Source organism: Kutzneria buriramensis (assembly GCF_003387475.1).
Lineage (GTDB): Bacteria > Actinomycetota > Actinomycetes > Mycobacteriales > Pseudonocardiaceae > Kutzneria > Kutzneria buriramensis.
Map to the genome: position 1 here is coordinate 212,571 of NZ_QUNO01000009.1, position 16,514 is coordinate 229,084.

Consider the following 16,514-nt stretch of genomic DNA (forward strand, 5'->3'; position numbering starts at 1 on the left):
CTCAGCGTCACACCGAAATCCGGTTTCGTGCAGTTGTCACATGGAGCCGAACCACCGCGCGAGGGCCGTCCGCAACTCGTCGGGGTCCCCGCCGGCCCAGGCGATGTAGCCGTCGGGGCGAACCAACCGCCCCTCCCCCGACACCTGCTCAGCGTCCACTCGATCCGCCCACGCGGCAACGACATCCGTATCGGGACCGAGATAGCGGCCGCGGCCGTCGAGCAGCTTCACGTCGGTGGCGAAGGTCCCGATCAGCGGGTTTTCCGCTGAGCCGTAACGGATCCGCAGCCCGTGGTTCAGTTCGAGCAGGGTACGGGCGGCCTCCGCGGATTGCAGCACGTCGCCGAGGACGCCGCGAAGGGCCTCGGTGTGGGGATCGGTGCGCAGCAGGGCGCTCTCGGCCCGACTGTCGCGAAGCACCTGCGCGCCAACGGGATGCCGCTCGGCGGTGTAGGTGTCGAGCAACTCGGCGCCGGCCAGTCCGCGGGCGACGAGGGCGAGCTTCCAGCCGAGGTTGGCGGCGTCCTGGATGCCGAGGTTGAGGCCCTGACCGCCGATCGGGGAATGCACGTGCGCGGCGTCGCCGGCGAGCAGCACCCGACCGCGCCGATACGTCGAGGTCTGGCGGGCATTGTCGGTGATCCGCATCGGCTCCGCGATCTCCGTGACGGCGATGTCCCGACCGCTGACCCGCCGCAGGCTGGTCTCGAACTCGTCGGCGGTGAGCGGTGACTCCCGGTCGAACGGCGCGGGATCGAACTCGATGGTCATGGACGGCCCGGGCGCGGGCGAAGCGGCGAGGATGCCGCCGGGCAGGCGGTGAATACCGGGCTCGAAGGGCAGTTCGGCGTACGTGGCGACGGCGCCCCTGGCCAGCATCGACGGTTCCGTGCCGGGAAAGTCGAAGCCGGCGCGCCGGCGGACGACGCTGCGGCCGCCGTCGCAGCCGACGAGCCAGTCGGCGGTGGTCCGCCCGCCGTCGGCCAACACGGCCGTGACGCCGAATTCCGACGCCTCGACGTCGACGACCTCCACGCCGCGGCGCACCTCGACGCCGAGGTCGGCGACCCGCTCCGCGAGCAGCCGCTCGAACTCGCCCTGCATGACCATCAGCGGCGGCGCGAGATCCGCGAGCCGGCCGTCGCGATCGATCAACGGCAGCATCGCGAAGTCGCCCTTGAAATCGGCCATGCCCAGCGCCGCCAGCAGTTCGGCGAGGTCGCGGGGATCCTCGGCCGCCGTCCGCTCGCTGAAGCCGGCGAGCCGGCGCAGCGCCGCCTCGGTCATGGCCCGCACGAGATCGCCCAGTCCGCGCAGGTCCAGGGTCTGCACGGTGCGCGCCGACAACCCCCGGTCGTCGTCGCCCTTGCCCTGTCCCGGCGCCGCCGTCCGCTCCACTACCAGCGGCGTCACGCCGGCCAGCCGCAGCTCCGCGGCCAGGAACAACCCGACCGGCCCGCCCCCGACGACCAGCACCGTCACGTCCGTCATGGCACCCTCCCCGAGTCCCAAATACTTCACATGATGTGAACAGTATGCATGCCGTAAACTATCGACGGGAGGTTTTCGTGGAGGAAAGAGACCGGCTGATCGCCCGGATCGAGCACGCCGAGGACGAGTTCCTGCGGCTGACGGCCGGCGGCGCCGCGAGCCCGCTCCAGGCGACGGACCTGACCATGCGGCAGCTCACCGTGCTGCTGATCCTGTCGTACCGGGACGGCGCGTCCGGCCAGGACCTGGCCCACGCGCTCGGCGTCGGCCTCGCCGCGGTCACCGGCATCACGCACCGGCTGGCCGCCCGCCACCTCATCCGCCGCGCGGTCGACCCGCACGACCGCCGCATCCGCCGGATCTACCTGACCGACAAGGGATCCGCCACCCTCGCCGAGATCCGCGACGCCGGCCGTGCCACCAAGCGCCGGCTGCTCAAACGTCTCGACACCCACGCCCTCACCCAGCTGGCCGAGGCGATGGACGCGCTCAATGCCGCCGCGGAGGAAGAAGCCTGAACTCTGCCCCTTCGGCCAACGCCGGCGACCGGCGGGAAAGCGCGTGCCAGGATGTTCGAATGGGAACGAACGTAGTCGTCGGCGGCAGCCACGGCATCGGCCGGCTGCTGGCCGAGCGAGCCGCCGGGCGCGGCGAGACCGTGGTGATCACCAGCCGGGACAAGGGCCGCGCGCAGGGCGTGGCCGCCGAGATCGGCGGCGCGACCACCGGCATCGCGCTGGACCTGGCCGCCCCCACCACGATCGAGGCGGCGCTGGCCGAGGTCGGCGAGGTGGACCACCTGGTGATCACCGCGATCGAGCAGACCCAGCAGACCATCGCCGCCTTCGACATCGCCGACGCGATCAACTCGGCGACGATCAAGCTCGTCGGCTACGCCGAGACCGTGCGCGTGCTGCACGGCCGGTTCGGCCCGGACGCCTCGGTGGTGCTGTTCGGCGGCCTGGCCAAGGAGCGCCCCTACCCCGGTTCGACGATGGTCACCACGATCAACGCCGGCGTCGCCGGCCTCATGCGCACGCTCGTCCGGGAGCTCGCGCCGGTCCGGGTGAACGCGCTGCACTCCGGCGTGGTCGGTGACAGTCCTAAGTGGATCGCCCAGAAGGACACGCACCCGGCGGTGGCCCGCACGCCGGTCGGACGGCTGGTCACCATGGCGGAGGTGGCCGACGCCACGGAGTTCCTGCTGCGCAACGGCGGCATGAACGCCCATGAGCTCAACGTGGACGGCGGCTGGCTGATCTCCTGAGGTCAGCCGGCCATCCGGGCGAGGAGCCGGGCGGGGCCGTCGGGCTCGAAGCACACGACGAGGTTGGTCGCCGACTCCCGGGCGGCCGCCTCGGCGCGGGGGAACATGGCGGCCTCGTAGGCGGTGAGCGCCTGCTCGACGTCGTCGTGCGAGGTCAGGGCCAGCGCGAGCTCGGCGCCGTCGAGCATGGCGAGGTTGGCGCCCTCGCCGGCGAACGGGGACATCAGGTGGGCGGCGTCGCCGAGCAGCGTGACGCCGGGGACGCGGGACCAGTGGTGGCCGACGGGCAGGGCGTGGATGGGCCGCGGCACGAAGACGTCGTCGCCGTCGGCGATCAGGGCGCGCAGCGGCTCGGCGAAGTCATCGAAGATCTCCAGCAGCCGAAGCCGGGTCTGCACGGGATCGGCGGGGTCGACGACGTCGGCGGCGACCCAGTTCTCGTCCGCGGCCCGCATGGCGATGTAGACCCGGATGCGACCGTCGCCGTTGCGCTGGGCGATCACGCCCTTGCCGTCGGCGAGGGCGAACATCGTTCCGGGGCCGACAAAAGCCGCGGAGCCCGGATACTTGGCGTCCACATCGGACAGATGCGCCTCGACGAAGGACAGCCCGGAGTAGACCGGACGGGCGTCCGACAGCAGCGGCCGGACCTTGGACCACGCGCCGTCCGCGCCGACGATCAGGTCGGACTCGACGGTGGTGCCGTCGGCCAGCGTGATGACGGCCGGATCGACGCCGACAACCTTGGTACCCCAGCGAACCGTGTCGACCGGCAGCGACTGGACGAGGATCCGCTTGAGCTCGCTGCGGTCGACCTCGGGCCGGCCGCCGGGCTCGTCGGGAACGTCCTCGTGGTACACGAAACCCTTGCCGTCCAACAGGCGCATCGCCTCGCCCTCGTCCCGGGCGACGGCGCGGAACTCGTCGTACAGGCCGGCGGCGCGCAGCGCCCGCTGGCCGGACTCCTCGTGCATGTCGAGCGTGCCGCCCTGGTCGCGGGCGGTCGGCGACGCGTCGAGCTCGTACACGGTGGCGTCGACGCCGTTGACGTGCAGGACCCGGGCGAGCGTCAGCCCGCCGAGCCCGCCGCCGACAATGGTCACCTTCATGGCGGATCTCCTTCACGGTAGGGAGGTGTCGAGCGCGCCGTTGAGCAGGACGTTGAACATCCAGCGCGCCCGCTTCGACGCGGGACCGGCCGTCAGCTCCTCGGCGTGCGCAACGATGTTGGGGTGGCTCTCCGGATCGGCGTCTCGAACCGCGCGCAGCATCAGGTCGTGGTCGGCGGCCGAGGCGTCGGGGTGTTCGGCGCGGGTGCCCTGCTCGACGGCGCTGGCGGTGGAGATCAGCAGCAGCATGTCGACCGCCCACGCGGCCTGCGCCCGGGGCATGCCGCCCTCGGCGAGCCGGGCCAGCACCGCCTCGATCACGGCCAGGTAGTTCGGGCCGCTGAGCCGGGTGACCAGCGCGACCCGGGCCAGGCTGGGGTGGTCGTACAGCACCTGCTGATAGGAGGTGATGACCTTGTGCAGCCGTCCCCGCCAGCTCGGGGCGTCACCGGGGTCGAGGTCGACCTCGCCGAGCAGCTCGTCGAGCATGGCGGCGTGCAGCTCCTCGGTGTCCTTCACGTACACGTAGAGCGAGGCCGGACCGGTGTCGAGCTCCTTGGCCAGCCGGCGCATGGTCACCTTGTCCATGCCGTCGGCGCGCATCACCGCCAGCGCGGTGGCCACGATGCCGTCGCGGGTGAGGGCCGGCTTGGCCGGGCGTTCCCGCCGGTTGTAGGTCTTGTCCGTCATGAGCGCGAGCCTAACGGACGCGTTCGTGACGAACATGTTCGTCACGAACGGAGAAAATCGGCGATGAGGTCCAGCGTGCGCTCCTGGGCCTGCATCAGCGGCGCGTGCCCGATGCCCGGCAGCGTCACGAACTCCGCCTTCGGGAAGTTCGCCGCATAGGCGCGGCCGTAGTCGAGGCTCGCGACCTGGTCGTCCTCGCCCCAGACGAACAGGGTCGGCACGGTCAGGCGCGCCACGCGACGCGGCAGCCGCGGGTCGCCCAACGGATGACGTGCCGTGTAGTGCGCCAGCACCGCGAAGTTGTCGCGCACCTCCTTCGGCAACCTCGGGTCGTCGGCGGCGGGCGTGGCGATCGGCAGCCCCGGGATCTGCGGGCCGATCACGTCGATCAGCACCAGGCCGGAGATCCGCCGGCCGCGGTCGCGGATCGCCATCTCGGCGGCGACCCAGCCGCCGAACGAGGTGGCGACCAGCACCACGTCCTCGATGTCCCCGTCCTCCACCAGGTCCAGGTACTCGATGGCGAGGTCGTCCACGCCCTCGTACCAGTCGGGCCGGGGCGTGCCGTCCCAGCCGGCGTGGGTCGGCGCGAGCACCCGATGGGTGCCCCCGAAGCGGTCCACGATCGGCTGCACCATGCGCCGCCCCGGGCCTCCATGCAGTGCGAACAGTGTCTGTGTCATGCGATCCACGGTAACGAACATGTTCGTTACGAACAAGTTCGTGGTGACCGCCATCACAGGACAGGCCCGGGACAGCCCCGTGTCGTTCGAGACCGGTGACGGTCTGTCCCGGTGCCCATACCGACAGTTCTCCAGGAGGAGCCCTCGTGCGACCAGACTTGACACTGTCCCGCCGCCGCGCCCTCGCCGTCGCCGCAGCAGCGGCGGGCGGCGCGATCCTGCCCGGCCGGTCCCCCGCCACTGCCGCGGCCACCAGGCCGCCGGTCTTCTTCTACTCACCGCACCAGGACGACGAGGCGCTCGGCTACGCCGGGCAGATCCGCGCCGCCCAGGCCGCCGGCCGCCCGGTCTACCTCGTGCTGGTCACCCAGGGCCAGAACGGGGCAATCGCCGAGCTGATGAACGAGGGCGACGACACCCAGCTCGGGGCCCGCTGCTCGTTCCCCGGCCACTACCACGCGTTGGGCTGGAACGAAGGCCCCGACAACACCGACACCCCCGAGGTGGTCGCCGGCCGCACCGCCGAGTTCTACCAATCGGCGCGGGCGATGGGCGTCGACCAGGTGATCAACTGGGCCGTGCCGGAGATCTACATCAACGGCCAGACCTACGACCAGTTCGTGGCCACCGTGACCGACCGGCTCCGCGCCCTGGTCCGGCGCCATCCCGGCGCAGCGCACCGCTTTCCGGCCGGATGGCTGGACCGGCAGGCCACGCACAAGGCGATCTCCGACGCCGCGTACGCCGTCCGGCCGCCGGACTCACTGTTCACCTACATCCACATCTACGGCGACCTCGACACCCAGGCACAGCGCGACACCGTGACCGCCGACCGCATCCTGCGCATTCCCGACGCCGACATGGCGGTCAAGCGCGCCGCGATCCTCGCGTACAACACCTACGACCCGACTCACGGCCTGTACTGCCTGGGGTATCACAGCTATCACGACGGCCTCGAGCAGGCGTACGCCGATCCGCGTGAGTGGATCTACCGGCTGCCCGCCGACTACCAGCCGGGTCAGCTCGACTGACGACTCCGGTACTCGGCCGCCGCCGCCCGGTAGCGGTCGTGTTCGAGCTGGTGATCCGGGATGTGCGAACCGGTGCTGTAGAACCGGTCGAGCGCCTGGTTGGCCGCCACCGCCAGCTCCCCCGACCGCGGCAGCATGTCCTTCTCGTACCGGCGGATCGCCACGTCCAGGTCCCGCTCCTCGGCGATCGCCCGGCCGAGCTCGGCGCCGTCCAACATCGCGAGGTTCGCGCCGTTGCCGCCGAACGGCGACATCAGGTGCGCGGCGTCGCCGAGCAGCGTGACGCCGGGCGTGTGCGGCCAGGTCAGCGGCGCCGGCAGCACGTGGAGCGGGCGGTTGATGAAGGCCGATCCCTCGCGGATGACCCGTTGGAACGGCTCGGCCCAGTCGTCGAACGCCGTCCGCAGGTCGATCGGCTCCCCCAGCCCGACCCGCAGGCCGATGTAGCCACGGATGTGGCCATTGCTGTTGCGCTGCAAGATGATCGCCCGGCCGGCGCCGTTGTTGGCGAACATGTGGCCGGGGCCGACGAGCTCGGCGATCTCCGGGTGTCGGCGGTCGACGTCGTCGAAGCGGACCTCGACGTGCGTCACCCCGCTGTAGACCGGCGTCGCGTCGCTGACCACCGTGCGCACCCGCGACCACGCGCCGTCCGCGCCGACCACCAGATCGGCGGAAACGCTGGTGCCGTTGGCGAATTCGAGACAGCCGGCGGCGACGGACACCAGTTTGTGGCCCCAGCGAACGGATCGCACGTGCGAGGCGAGCAGCGCGCGCAGCTGGCCTCGGTCGATCTCCGGCGCCGCGTTGTCGTCGCCTGTCGGCACGAACTCCTTCAGCACGGTGCCGTGATGGTCGAGGCGGCGGTTGGCCTGGCTCTCCGGCCGTGCCAACTCGGTGAACTCGGCCAGCAGTCCGACGTCCTCCAGCGCGATCTGGCCGGAGTCGGCGTGCAGGTCCAGGGTGCCGCCCTCGTCGCGGGCGTCCAGGGAGGCGTCGGCGTCGTACACCGTGACGTCGATGCCGTGCTTCTGAAGCGCGAGCGCGCAGGTCAGCCCCGCCGGCCCGGCTCCGATGACCGCGATCTCCATGGTCTTCCCCTCTCGATCGGTGTGCCGCCAGCGTAGGTGCAACCGCTACAAAAGTGCAACCGCTCAACTTTCATACCGGTTCCAGTATGCTCGGGGGCGTGACCGAGACCGTGGGGCGCCGCGAGCGCAAGAAGGCCGCGACCCGGCAGGCGCTGGCCGACGCCGCGCTGGAGCTGTTCCTGGCCCGCGGCTACGACGCCGTCGGCGTGCGCGAGATCGCCGACGCCGCCGACGTGTCCGTGACCACGCTGTTCAAGCACTTCCCCGACGGCAAGGAGGCGCTCGTCTTCGACGACGACGCCAACCGCGAGGCCACGCTCGTCGCCGTCGTGCGCGACCGGCCCGCCGGGCTGTCGATTCCCGCCGCGCTGCACCGGTTCCTCCGCGCCGAGCAGGCCGGGCTGGGCGCGCAGCCCCGATTCGCCGACTTCCTCCGGCTCGTCCGCGAGACCCCCGCGCTCCAGGAGCACGCCCGCCGGATGTGGCTACGCCACGAAGTCCGCCTTGCCGGCGCCATCGCGGACGAATCCGGACTTCCTCCCGACGACGCCGCCTGCCAGGCGCTGGCCCACTTCGCGCTGGAAGCCGTCGGCCTCGCCCGCGGCCACGCCGATCCCGGCGCCGCGCTGGACCGGATTTTCGGTCTGCTCGCCGACGGCTGGGGCAAGTCCTGAGGTCCGCCGGGTCGCAAGATCCACCCGATCCGGCGCGAGCTGCGACAATGCGGCCGTGCGCCTTCCCGTCAACGACATAGAGCTGCACGTCGAGGAGAGGGGCTCCGGCCCGGCCGTGCTCCTGGTCCACGGATTCCCCGACACGTCGCTGCTCTGGCGGGAACAGGTGCCCGAACTGGCCGCCGCCGGCTATCGGGTGATCACCCTCGACCTACGCGGTTTCGGCCGCTCCGACATGCCGGCGGACGTCGACGAGTACCGCCCCGACAAGCTCGTCGGCGACCTCGAGGGCGTGCTCGACCGGCTCGACGTGCCGCAGGCGCACCTCGTCGGCCACGACTGGGGCAGCGTGCTCTCCTGGGTGTTCGCCGCGACCCGGCCGGAGCGGGTCACCAGCCTCGCCTGCCTGTCCACCGGCCATCCCGCCGCCTACCGCGCCGCCGGCTGGCGGCAGCGCCAGCTCGGCTGGTACGCGCTGCTGTTCCAGTTCGACGTCGCCGAGCAGTGGCTGCTCCAGGACGACGCCCGCAACCTGCGGGAGTTCCTCTCCGAGCACCCCGACGTCGACGAGGTTCTCGACAGCCTCCGCCGACCCGGCATGGTCACGCCCGCCCTCAGCCTCTACCGCGCGTGGTCGCCACCGGAGTCCCTGGTCGAGCCGATGCGCCCGCTGCCGAAGATCCCCGTTCCCGTGCTGGGTGTCTGGAGCAGCAACGATCGCTTCCTCACCGAGGACCAGATGACCGGCTCGGCCGCGCACGTCTCCGGCACGTTCCGGTACGAGCGGATCGAGGACGCCGGCCACTGGATACCGTTGGACTGCCCGCGCCGCACCACCGACCTCCTGATCGACTTCTTCGAGAAGGGCGCCTAGCGGGTCCCGTCGCTCGGCGACACACCGACCGCAGAGCCTGATCACACGGGGGAATCCGGACGTGCCTGAAGGATGGCCAGCTCCGACTGCTGGGGCCGTTGGACGTTCGGCACGACGGGGCGCCGGTGCCCGTCGCCGCCCCGAAACAGCGGATCCTGCTCGCGGCTGGCGAGCCGGTCGCGGTGGAGCGGCTGATCGCGTGTCTGTGGGACGACCAACCCCCGCCCAGCGCCGCAACACGCTTCAGAACCATGTGCTCCGACTGCGGCGCATCCTTCAGGTCGATGCCGAACCGCGCCCGTTGGTCGGCACGGCCGCCGGATATCGCCTCGACGTGCACCGGTTCCGTTCCTTGGGGCAGTCCGCCCGGGCAGCCGACAAGCCGGAGTCGGGAGCGCTGCTGGACGAGGCGCTGGCGCTGTGGCGCGGGGATCCGCTAATGGATGTGCCCAGCGCCGTGCTGCACCGCGAGGTGGTGCCGGGGCTCGTCGAGATGGGCGACGTCCCCCACACCGCCACCGTGCTCGACAGAATCGGCCACTCGCACGCCGCCCTCGGCGGACACGAGCAGGCTCGTTCGGTCTGGCGGAAGGCACTCGAGATGTTCCGGGCGCAGGGGCGCGATCAGGACGCCGACCGGGTCCGGCGACAGCTCGACGGGGTCCGGCTGTGAACCACAGGCATTACGTACTGCTTACGCTGGACCGGACGCACGTCACAGCGGGGACCAAAACCGGCCTGACCGGTGTTGTATCGACCGTAGGCACGAGATCAGAGAGGGAGCGATGAGCAACACGACCGAGACCGCGGTGCTGGCCGGTGGCTGCTTCTGGGGCATGCAGGACCTGATCCGCCGCCAGCCCGGGGTGCTGTCCACCAGGGTCGGGTACACCGGCGGCGACACGCCCAACGCGACCTACCGCAACCACGGCACGCACGCCGAGGCGGTCGAGATCGTCTTCGACCCGACGGCGACGAGCTTCCGGGACCTGCTGGAGTTCTTCTTCCAGGTGCACGACCCGAGCACGAAGAACCGGCAGGGCAACGACATCGGGCTGAGCTACCGGTCGGCCATCTACTACACCAGCGACGAGCAGCGCCGGGTGGCCGAGGACACGATCGCGGACGTGGACGCGTCCGGGCTGTGGCCGGGCAAGGTGGTCACGGAGGTGCAGCCGGCGGGCCCGTTCTGGGAGGCGGAGCCGGAGCACCAGGACTACCTGCTGCGCTACCCCAACGGCTACACGTGCCACTTCGTCCGCCCGGGGTGGAAGCTGCCGAAGCGGGCCGAGGCTCAGAGCTGACGGTCCAGTAGCTGCCGCCCGAGCGGTGTGAGGGTGTGCAGCACGGCGGCGCCGCGACGGCGGGTGCTGATCAGGCCCGCGTCGCGGAGCACGCCGGTGTGCCGGCTGACGGCCGACAGCGAGGTGCCCAGCCGGCGCGCCAGTTCGGTGGTGGTGGCGCCGTCCTCGACGGCGTCCATCACGGCGGCGCGGGTCGCGCCCATCAGGGCGTCCAGCGACCCGCGCTTGCTGGTGGACAGCTGGGTCCACCGGCTGTGCAGATCGACCGGGTACACCAGCACCGGCGCCAGTTCGGGGTCGGCCAGGGCGTCGAGAGTGTGCCGGCTGAAGTGGGCCGGCACCAGCCGCAGCCCGCGGCCGTTCAGGTAGAGGTCCCGGTCGAGGGCGAAATGCACAGTCAGCACCGGCGCCTCCCACTGCACCTGCGGGCCGAAGCTCCGGAACAGGCCCTCGACACCGTCGGAGAGCATCGCCCTGGCCCGGATCGAGCGGTCGGTGTCGGCGTTGCCCCGCATGATCTCCTGGTACGGCGCGATGGCGTCCTCGTGCAGCATCCGCACCTCGGCGCACAGTTGCTCGAGGTACGTGACATCGCCGTCGGCGAGCGGCCGGATCCAGTCCGGGACGCGGGACGTCCGCGCGAGGTGGAGGACCTCCCGCCGCAGCCGCCGCCGGGGTGTCGACGCGAGCGCCTCCAGCCCGGCCTCGAAGCCGTCCCGTCCCTCGTCCGGCGTGAGGAAGTCCGGGATGTAGTGGCGCAGCGGCGTCAGCACCGACAGCAGCCGCAGGCTCGGGCCGAGCCGGCGACGGGCCCGCACCTCGCGCAGCCACTGGCGGTGCTCCAGGGCGATGTCCGCCTCCCGCAGCCGGAATCCGCTGAGCAGGATCTCCCACATGGGATCCGGGCCGGCGGCCACGCTCGTGCGCGCCAGGTCCTCGGCCGTGAAATGGATTCGCAGCGCCACTCGATCCTCCGAACGGACCATTCCCGCCCCGCCATGCCGGGCGGCATCCTAACCCCGCCGCGACCTGCGGGTTTGCGGTTCCGCGCAAAGGCTGGCGGGCTATTCGGTCCCGGCCTTAGCGTTTTGCCCATCGGGGGTAGAAACCCGCCTTTCCGGGCAAATCATCCTTTGGGGAATCCATGAGAACTCATCTTGTCCTGGGCATGACGGCGCTGCTGCTGGGGGCGCTCGCGCCGATCGCGTCGGCGGCCACCGAGCACCCGAACGGCTGCCCGCCCGACAACACGTACTCGGTGTCCAACGCGGTCGGGGCGTTCGTGCCGGACGCGGCGAAGAAGGTCTACGGCCAGTCCGGTGTGACGCTGTCGATCAACGCGGCGGCCGGCACCACCTGGACCGGCACCGTCGGCGGTTCGGCGTCCGGCGACATCGACGCCATCATCGCCTCGGCCCAGGCGACCGTCAGCAGCAGCATCAGCTGGAGCAAGACGACCACGGTGACGCTCGGCGGCAGCTGGACCGTCCCAAGCAGCCAGAAGACCGGTTGGCTGGCGCTGGGTTCGCAGGGCTACAGCATGCACTGGCAGGTGGCCGGCTACACCGGCGGCTGCGTGTACAAGGTGCTCCGCTCCGGCTCGGCGGCGCTGCCTGCGCTCACGCCGATGCTCGCCCACTCCTGACATGCGGACGCGAGTGACAGCGGTCGTCGGAGCCGCGCTGCTCCTGGCCGCGTGCGGCGCGACTCCCCCGCCTCCCGGGCCGCCATCGCTGCCGGACCCGACGCCCGCCGGCGCGCACGTGGTGTTCGAGTACTCCGGCGTCGGCGCGAAGCAGGTGGACCTCACCAACCGGGTCGCCAACGCGAAAACCGTGTCGGTGCACTGGTTCTGCCTCGGCGACGACCTGGAGCTGGCGTCCGGCGAAACCACGCTGGTCGGCTCCGGCTGCGCGCGGTCGTCGGACGGGCTGACGGAATACGGCGGCGACATCCCGCTGTCGCTCGCGTCCACGATGGCGTGGCTGGTCAAGACCGGTCCCGACACCGTGTGGCGGCTGGCCGTGACCACCACCTGACCGACCGCGGCAGGTGCGGACCCCGGTCCGCGCCTGCCGCCCCTGAGCCTGCCCCAAGGTGCATGGTCGCCGCAGTGGATCACGGGTAGTTTCCGACTGATCCACTGTGCTCACTGAGGGGCGTTTCTCCTTGCGACACCTACGAAGTGCCGTGATCTTCGTCGCGGCGGCCGCGCTGCTGGCGGCGTGTTCCGGCGGCCAGCAACAGAATCAGGCGGCGCCGGCGCAGCCGTCCGCGTACGATCTCGTGCTCCAGCAGGTGAAGCCGGACGGCACGGTGGACAAGGCGACCGCGCTCGCCGCGTTCTCGCTGGCGGTCGCGCCGCTGCCGGACGTGCCGACGCCGCCCGGCCCGAAGGCCCAGCCCGTGTCCGGATCCCTTGCGGTGTCGTGGGTCATGGTGCACTGGGCGGAGCTGACGGCGGCTCAGCAGGACGCGGTGCGGCACGCGCTCACCGACGGTGTCAACCCGGCCGCCGCGATCACCGGGCCCGGCACGCCGGACCCGAACATCGCCTGTGTGAAGGCGGATTCGCCGGACGCCGGGCCGTGGCGGCAGCAGCTGGACTCGGCCATCTCGGACATAGCGTCACATCTGGGCCGGACCATGAAGATGCACGTCTTCCTCACGGTGAACACCAAGCAACTGGAGGACCACGACAACGGCACGCCGGCGCTGATGTACACGTGGGCGTGCAAGGCGAACAAGACCGCCAACGGCCAGAACCCGGACGGCTGCACGATCCACGTCAACCCGGCGGCCAACGACGCGCAGTTCAGCGACCACGACCGGAAGTCGTTCCTCATCCACGAGGCGATGCACTGCTTCCTGTACGACAAGTTCGGCGCCGCCTACGACGACATCGCGCCGTGGCTGGTGGAGGGCATCCCGATCTGGGTCCAGACCGCGCTGAACGGCGCCGACCCGGTGGCCACCAAGTGGTGGGGCGCCTATCTCGACCTGAACAAGACCTCGCTGTACAAGCGGAGCTACGACGCCCTGGGCTTCTACGCGCAGCTGGCGGACTCCGGCGTCGACGTCTGGAGCAAGATCGACCCGATGGTCGCCGCCGGCATCAGCGGCGGCAACGCCGCGGCGTGGCAGGCGTCCGGCGCGGGTGACGACTTCGTCGGCGTCTGGGGGCCGGGCCACGCGAAGGGCCGGCATCCCGGAAAGCCCTGGGACATCACGGGTTACGGCGTGCCGGACACCAAGCCCGCGGCGGCCCACGTCGACCTGGCGAACGGCCAGACCGCGAAGGCGGCGGCCCCGGTGACGGGCGTGGACCTGGTCGAACTGAACATCCAGTCCGATGTGGTCGGCTTCGCCGGGGACGCGGCGACGAGGGGCATGTTCGGGGCCGCGGACGGCCACGACCACCAGTTCGCGGACCTCGACGGCGCCGAGTTCTGCGCCAAGCAGGGCGGCTGCACCTGCCCCGAGGGCAGCCCGGGGGCCGGCACGCAGCTGCCGCCGATCGCCGCCGGCACCGGCTATCTGGGCATCAGCGGCGGCGCCAAGGCCACCGCCGTCTCGGTCACCGGGATGAGCCTGGACGACTTCTGCAAGCGGCCGGCGAAGGGCTGCCTGGTCGGCACGTGGACCAGCGTGGCGTTCGACATCGCGGCCGGCGCCGGCCTGACCGAGCACGGCGGCGCGGGCGTGAAGCTCACCATCGACGCCAAGGGCGCCGTCGCGGTCGACTTCAACCCGATGCAGCCGATCGTCGGGCACGTGCAGGACATGACCGTCGACATCGTGTTCGGCGGCGTCAGCACCGGGCACATCACGCTGCCGCCGCCGAACGTGACAACCGGCAACTGGGGCGACGCGCACGGTGAATTCGGCAACGTCACCGTCACGGCCGGCGCCACCAGCCCGATCCAGTTCACCCTGTTCGACCACAAGCCGGTGTCGGACGTGCTGGCGCTGGGCGAAGGGCTGGCGTCCGGGCTCGGCGGCGGCATCTCCAGCCAGCCGCTGCTCGGCCCCGGCGGGTTCAAGTGCTCCCCGACGCAGCTGGTGATCACGCCGCCGCCGGGCAGCTCCGTGCAGGGCACCTGGACGCTGAGTCGCTCCTGAGGTTCACCCGAAAGGTTCGAGTATTCGCGGTATGACCAGGTGGTGAGGTCGGCCGGGACACCCTCGGGCGCCCCGGCCGACCCACGCAGACGAGCTTCACCCATCCCTCGACCGGGTTGCGCATCACCCGTACGGCCGACCCCCCATCGCGCGGCGTGATTGTTCATTCACACGAACTAGCCCTGTTCGCCGTGGACGAACGCGACATAGACTTGTGCCGAATTTTGCAGATGTGGCTGTGCAAAGTGCGCGCTTGTCCGTCTCGTCGAGTCCGTCGGCAACTTGCCGCACGGGTGTGAGGGAGGGGCTTCATCGTGTTCACGTTCACGCGGTTATCGCCCGCCACGAGCCGGGACCATGTTCTCGTCGGCCTGAGTCCGATGAACGGCCGGTACACGCCGGAATACATCCGGAAGCTGATTTACTGGCTGCAACCGCGTTTCAGATCCATCGACGTGATCCTCCCCGGATTCGAGGCCGCGTACACACTCGTGGCCGCCGGGCAACCGCCGACGCAGGCCGTGCGGCGCGCCCGCCGGGCCTGCCGCCAGGTGCGCAATCCAGCCGTCCAAGCCCTGGCCGACCTGGGCGTTCCCGACGCCGCGCGGCATGTGACGAGCTGGACTAGACTGCACGCGAACGCCACCTATCGGGCCGCGCTGATCCATTCGCGCCGGGCCTATCTCACCGATTCACGCATTCGCCGCGCCTGCCGGGACATGACCGGCGAAGTCGTGCGCAACGCCGCCGCCGGCGGCCGCGAGATCGACGCCGCAGATATCGACATCGCGGTACGCTACGTGATTGCCGAAATTCCGCTGTTCATCCACGGTCCGAGCCTGTTCGGCGCGACCGAGAGCGTATTCGTGTACCACCGTCCCACTCCACTCGTCACCGCGATCGCGAGCGGTGACTGCATTCTCACCGCGGAACCCGGACAGTCCTGGGCAGTTGTCACCGAGGAGGAGAACAATCATGGGCGAACCGGAACTTCCGCTGCGCTACCCGTTCCCTCTCGGTGACACCGGCGCGCTGCCGCCGCTCACCCGATGGGCTCAGCGGAACAAGCCGGTGTGCCCGGTGCGGCTGCCCAGCGGGATCACCGCCTGGATGCTGACCCGCAAGGACGATGTCGCGCAGGTGTTGGCGGACAACCGGTTCAGCCGCGACCTCGCCGAGCGCGGCTCGCCCCGCATGGTCGGCGAGGACCTCACCTCCGTCGACGACGCGATCTTCAACCTGGACCCGCCGCAGCACGGGCGCGTGCGGCAGGTGCTCAGCGGTTGGTTCACGCGCCGCGCCGTGCAGCGGCACCGGCCGCTGATCGCCCGGCACGCCGACCGGCTGCTGGACGTGATGGCCGACGGTCCCAATCCCACCGACCTGGTCGAGTCGTACTCCGCGACGCTGCCGCTGGACGCCATGGGCGAACTGATGGGCGTGCCGGCGGAGCTGGCGCGGGAGTGCCGCCAGACGTACCCGATGAGCCTGGACCTGTCGTCGACGCCGGACGCCGTGCAGAAGGAGACCGACGCCGCCAAGCGGTTCATCGCCAAGCTGATCGCCGCGCACCGCGCCGATCCGGCGCCGGACTCCCCCGTGCATGAGCTCCTCGCGGCGGCCTCGGCCGGCGTGATCACCGAGTCGGAGATGTTCGGCACGGTGTTCCTGGTCTTCGTCACGTCGTTCGACCCGCTGGTCGCGCCGCTGACCACCGGTCCGATGATCCTCATGTTGCACCGCAAGCAACTCGCCGAATGCCTGGCCGATCCGCAGTTGTGGCCCAAGGCCGTCGAGGAGATCCTGCGCTACTTCCACAACGGCGGCCTGGGTTTCCCGCGCATCGCCCGCGAGGACGTCGAGGTGCACGGCACGATGATCCGCCGCGGCGACGCCGTCGTGGTGCCGATGCAGGCCGTCACCTGGGATCCCCGGCACTACCGCAATCCCGAGCGGTTCAACATCCACCGCGCCACCGACGGCTCGGCCACGTTCGGCGCGGGCCCGCACTACTGCCTCGGCTCGCAGCTGGCGCGGGTGGTGTTGCAGGAGGCGATCTCCGCGCTGTTCCACCGCTTCCCGACGCTGGACCTGGCCGTCAGCGAGCGGGAGCTGCCGTGGGACCCGAACCGGATGTTCACCCGCCCGATCCAGCTGCCGGTCACGTGGTGAGGACGG

Annotated in this window: 18 protein-coding genes; 12 read left to right on the plus strand and 6 right to left on the minus strand. The window is 70.9% G+C overall.

Annotated features, from left to right (window positions below; all coding sequences use genetic code 11):
- Positions 1-36 precede the first annotated feature (36 nt).
- Complete coding sequence (locus BCF44_RS26610; RefSeq protein WP_116177116.1) at positions 37-1,491, minus strand: FAD-dependent monooxygenase; 1,455 nt, start codon at positions 1,489-1,491, stop codon at positions 37-39.
- A 77-nt stretch (positions 1,492-1,568) separates the two neighbouring features.
- On the opposite strand from BCF44_RS26610, the gene BCF44_RS26615 reads away from it, so the two are divergent.
- Both BCF44_RS26615 and BCF44_RS26620 read left to right on the plus strand, forming a co-directional pair.
- Positions 1,569-2,009, plus strand: coding sequence for a MarR family winged helix-turn-helix transcriptional regulator (locus BCF44_RS26615; RefSeq protein WP_170217761.1), 441 nt, complete (start codon positions 1,569-1,571; stop codon positions 2,007-2,009).
- Positions 2,010-2,068: 59 nt separating this feature from the next.
- On the plus strand, positions 2,069-2,758 hold the full coding sequence (locus tag BCF44_RS26620) for an SDR family oxidoreductase (protein WP_116177118.1): 690 nt from the start codon (positions 2,069-2,071) through the stop codon (positions 2,756-2,758).
- 2 nt (positions 2,759-2,760) lie between these two features.
- Here the strand turns inward: BCF44_RS26620 and BCF44_RS26625 are convergent, their stop codons facing one another.
- From BCF44_RS26625 to BCF44_RS26635, 3 genes are read right to left on the minus strand one after another with little or no spacing between them, the layout of a single operon-like run.
- On the minus strand, positions 2,761-3,867 hold the full coding sequence (locus BCF44_RS26625; protein WP_116177119.1) for an FAD-dependent oxidoreductase: 1,107 nt from the start codon (positions 3,865-3,867) through the stop codon (positions 2,761-2,763).
- Positions 3,868-3,879: 12 nt separating this feature from the next.
- Positions 3,880-4,557, minus strand: coding sequence for a TetR/AcrR family transcriptional regulator (locus BCF44_RS26630; RefSeq protein WP_116177319.1), 678 nt, complete (start codon positions 4,555-4,557; stop codon positions 3,880-3,882).
- Positions 4,558-4,598: 41 nt separating this feature from the next.
- The gene (locus BCF44_RS26635) at positions 4,599-5,240 is read right to left on the minus strand and encodes an alpha/beta fold hydrolase (RefSeq protein WP_246015574.1); all 642 of its coding nucleotides are present in this window, start codon (positions 5,238-5,240) and stop codon (positions 4,599-4,601) included.
- Positions 5,241-5,386: 146 nt separating this feature from the next.
- Between BCF44_RS26635 and BCF44_RS26640 the strand changes: the two genes are divergently transcribed.
- Positions 5,387-6,271, plus strand: coding sequence for a PIG-L deacetylase family protein (locus BCF44_RS26640; protein ID WP_170217762.1), 885 nt, complete (start codon positions 5,387-5,389; stop codon positions 6,269-6,271).
- On the opposite strand, the gene BCF44_RS26645 is transcribed toward BCF44_RS26640, so the two are convergent.
- On the minus strand, positions 6,259-7,362 hold the full coding sequence (locus BCF44_RS26645; protein WP_116177121.1) for an FAD-dependent oxidoreductase: 1,104 nt from the start codon (positions 7,360-7,362) through the stop codon (positions 6,259-6,261). The genes BCF44_RS26640 and BCF44_RS26645 overlap by 13 nt on opposite strands.
- 98 nt (positions 7,363-7,460) lie before the next feature.
- Between BCF44_RS26645 and BCF44_RS26650 the strand changes: the two genes are divergently transcribed.
- The 4 genes from BCF44_RS26650 to msrA all read left to right on the plus strand — a co-directional run bounded on the left by BCF44_RS26650 (position 7,461) and on the right by msrA (position 10,214).
- A complete protein-coding gene (locus tag BCF44_RS26650) occupies positions 7,461-8,036 on the plus strand; it encodes a TetR/AcrR family transcriptional regulator (protein WP_116177321.1) in 576 nt (191 codons plus the stop codon).
- A 55-nt stretch (positions 8,037-8,091) separates the two neighbouring features.
- A complete protein-coding gene (locus BCF44_RS26655) occupies positions 8,092-8,910 on the plus strand; it encodes an alpha/beta fold hydrolase (protein ID WP_116177122.1) in 819 nt (272 codons plus the stop codon).
- Positions 8,911-9,163: 253 nt separating this feature from the next.
- On the plus strand, positions 9,164-9,583 hold the full coding sequence (locus tag BCF44_RS26660) for an AfsR/SARP family transcriptional regulator (protein ID WP_170217763.1): 420 nt from the start codon (positions 9,164-9,166) through the stop codon (positions 9,581-9,583).
- A gap of 112 nt (positions 9,584-9,695) precedes the next feature.
- A complete protein-coding gene (gene msrA, locus BCF44_RS26665; protein WP_116177124.1) occupies positions 9,696-10,214 on the plus strand; it encodes a peptide-methionine (S)-S-oxide reductase MsrA in 519 nt (172 codons plus the stop codon).
- Here the strand turns inward: msrA and BCF44_RS26670 are convergent.
- On the minus strand, positions 10,205-11,179 hold the full coding sequence (locus BCF44_RS26670) for an ArsR/SmtB family transcription factor (protein ID WP_170217764.1): 975 nt from the start codon (positions 11,177-11,179) through the stop codon (positions 10,205-10,207). The two genes, msrA and BCF44_RS26670, sit on opposite strands and share 10 nt — an antisense overlap.
- Positions 11,180-11,358: 179 nt before the next feature.
- Here BCF44_RS26670 and BCF44_RS26675 point away from each other — a divergent pair, with 179 nt between their 5' ends.
- From BCF44_RS26675 to BCF44_RS26695, 5 genes are all read left to right on the plus strand, one after another.
- The gene (locus BCF44_RS26675) at positions 11,359-11,859 is read left to right on the plus strand and encodes a hypothetical protein (protein ID WP_147328644.1); all 501 of its coding nucleotides are present in this window, start codon (positions 11,359-11,361) and stop codon (positions 11,857-11,859) included.
- Between the two features lies 1 nt (position 11,860).
- A complete protein-coding gene (locus BCF44_RS26680; RefSeq protein ID WP_116177127.1) occupies positions 11,861-12,253 on the plus strand; it encodes a hypothetical protein in 393 nt (130 codons plus the stop codon).
- A gap of 151 nt (positions 12,254-12,404) precedes the next feature.
- Positions 12,405-14,336, plus strand: a complete 1,932-nt coding sequence (locus tag BCF44_RS26685; protein WP_116177128.1) for a hypothetical protein — start codon at positions 12,405-12,407, stop codon at positions 14,334-14,336.
- A gap of 314 nt (positions 14,337-14,650) precedes the next feature.
- The gene (locus BCF44_RS26690; protein ID WP_147328645.1) at positions 14,651-15,358 is read left to right on the plus strand and encodes a tRNA-dependent cyclodipeptide synthase; all 708 of its coding nucleotides are present in this window, start codon (positions 14,651-14,653) and stop codon (positions 15,356-15,358) included.
- On the plus strand, positions 15,312-16,508 hold the full coding sequence (locus BCF44_RS26695) for a cytochrome P450 (RefSeq protein ID WP_116177130.1): 1,197 nt from the start codon (positions 15,312-15,314) through the stop codon (positions 16,506-16,508). The genes BCF44_RS26690 and BCF44_RS26695 overlap by 47 nt, the downstream gene beginning before the upstream one ends.
- Positions 16,509-16,514 lie beyond the last annotated feature (6 nt).

Excerpts from the sequence above, each read along its gene's own strand:
- BCF44_RS26625 (WP_116177119.1), bottom strand. The coding sequence starts at position 3,867 with ATGAAGGTGACCATTGTCGGCGGCGGGCTCGGCGGGCTGACGCTCGCC.
- BCF44_RS26695 (WP_116177130.1), top strand. The coding sequence starts at position 15,312 with ATGGGCGAACCGGAACTTCCGCTGCGCTACCCGTTCCCTCTCGGTGAC.
- BCF44_RS26680 (WP_116177127.1), top strand. The coding sequence starts at position 11,861 with ATGCGGACGCGAGTGACAGCGGTCGTCGGAGCCGCGCTGCTCCTGGCC.
- msrA (WP_116177124.1), top strand. The coding sequence starts at position 9,696 with ATGAGCAACACGACCGAGACCGCGGTGCTGGCCGGTGGCTGCTTCTGG.
- BCF44_RS26635 (WP_246015574.1), bottom strand. The coding sequence starts at position 5,240 with ATGACACAGACACTGTTCGCACTGCATGGAGGCCCGGGGCGGCGCATG.
- BCF44_RS26630 (WP_116177319.1), bottom strand. The coding sequence starts at position 4,557 with ATGACGGACAAGACCTACAACCGGCGGGAACGCCCGGCCAAGCCGGCC.
- BCF44_RS26675 (WP_147328644.1), top strand. The coding sequence starts at position 11,359 with ATGAGAACTCATCTTGTCCTGGGCATGACGGCGCTGCTGCTGGGGGCG.
- BCF44_RS26610 (WP_116177116.1), bottom strand. The coding sequence starts at position 1,491 with ATGACGGACGTGACGGTGCTGGTCGTCGGGGGCGGGCCGGTCGGGTTG.
- BCF44_RS26620 (WP_116177118.1), top strand. The coding sequence starts at position 2,069 with ATGGGAACGAACGTAGTCGTCGGCGGCAGCCACGGCATCGGCCGGCTG.
- BCF44_RS26645 (WP_116177121.1), bottom strand. The coding sequence starts at position 7,362 with ATGGAGATCGCGGTCATCGGAGCCGGGCCGGCGGGGCTGACCTGCGCG.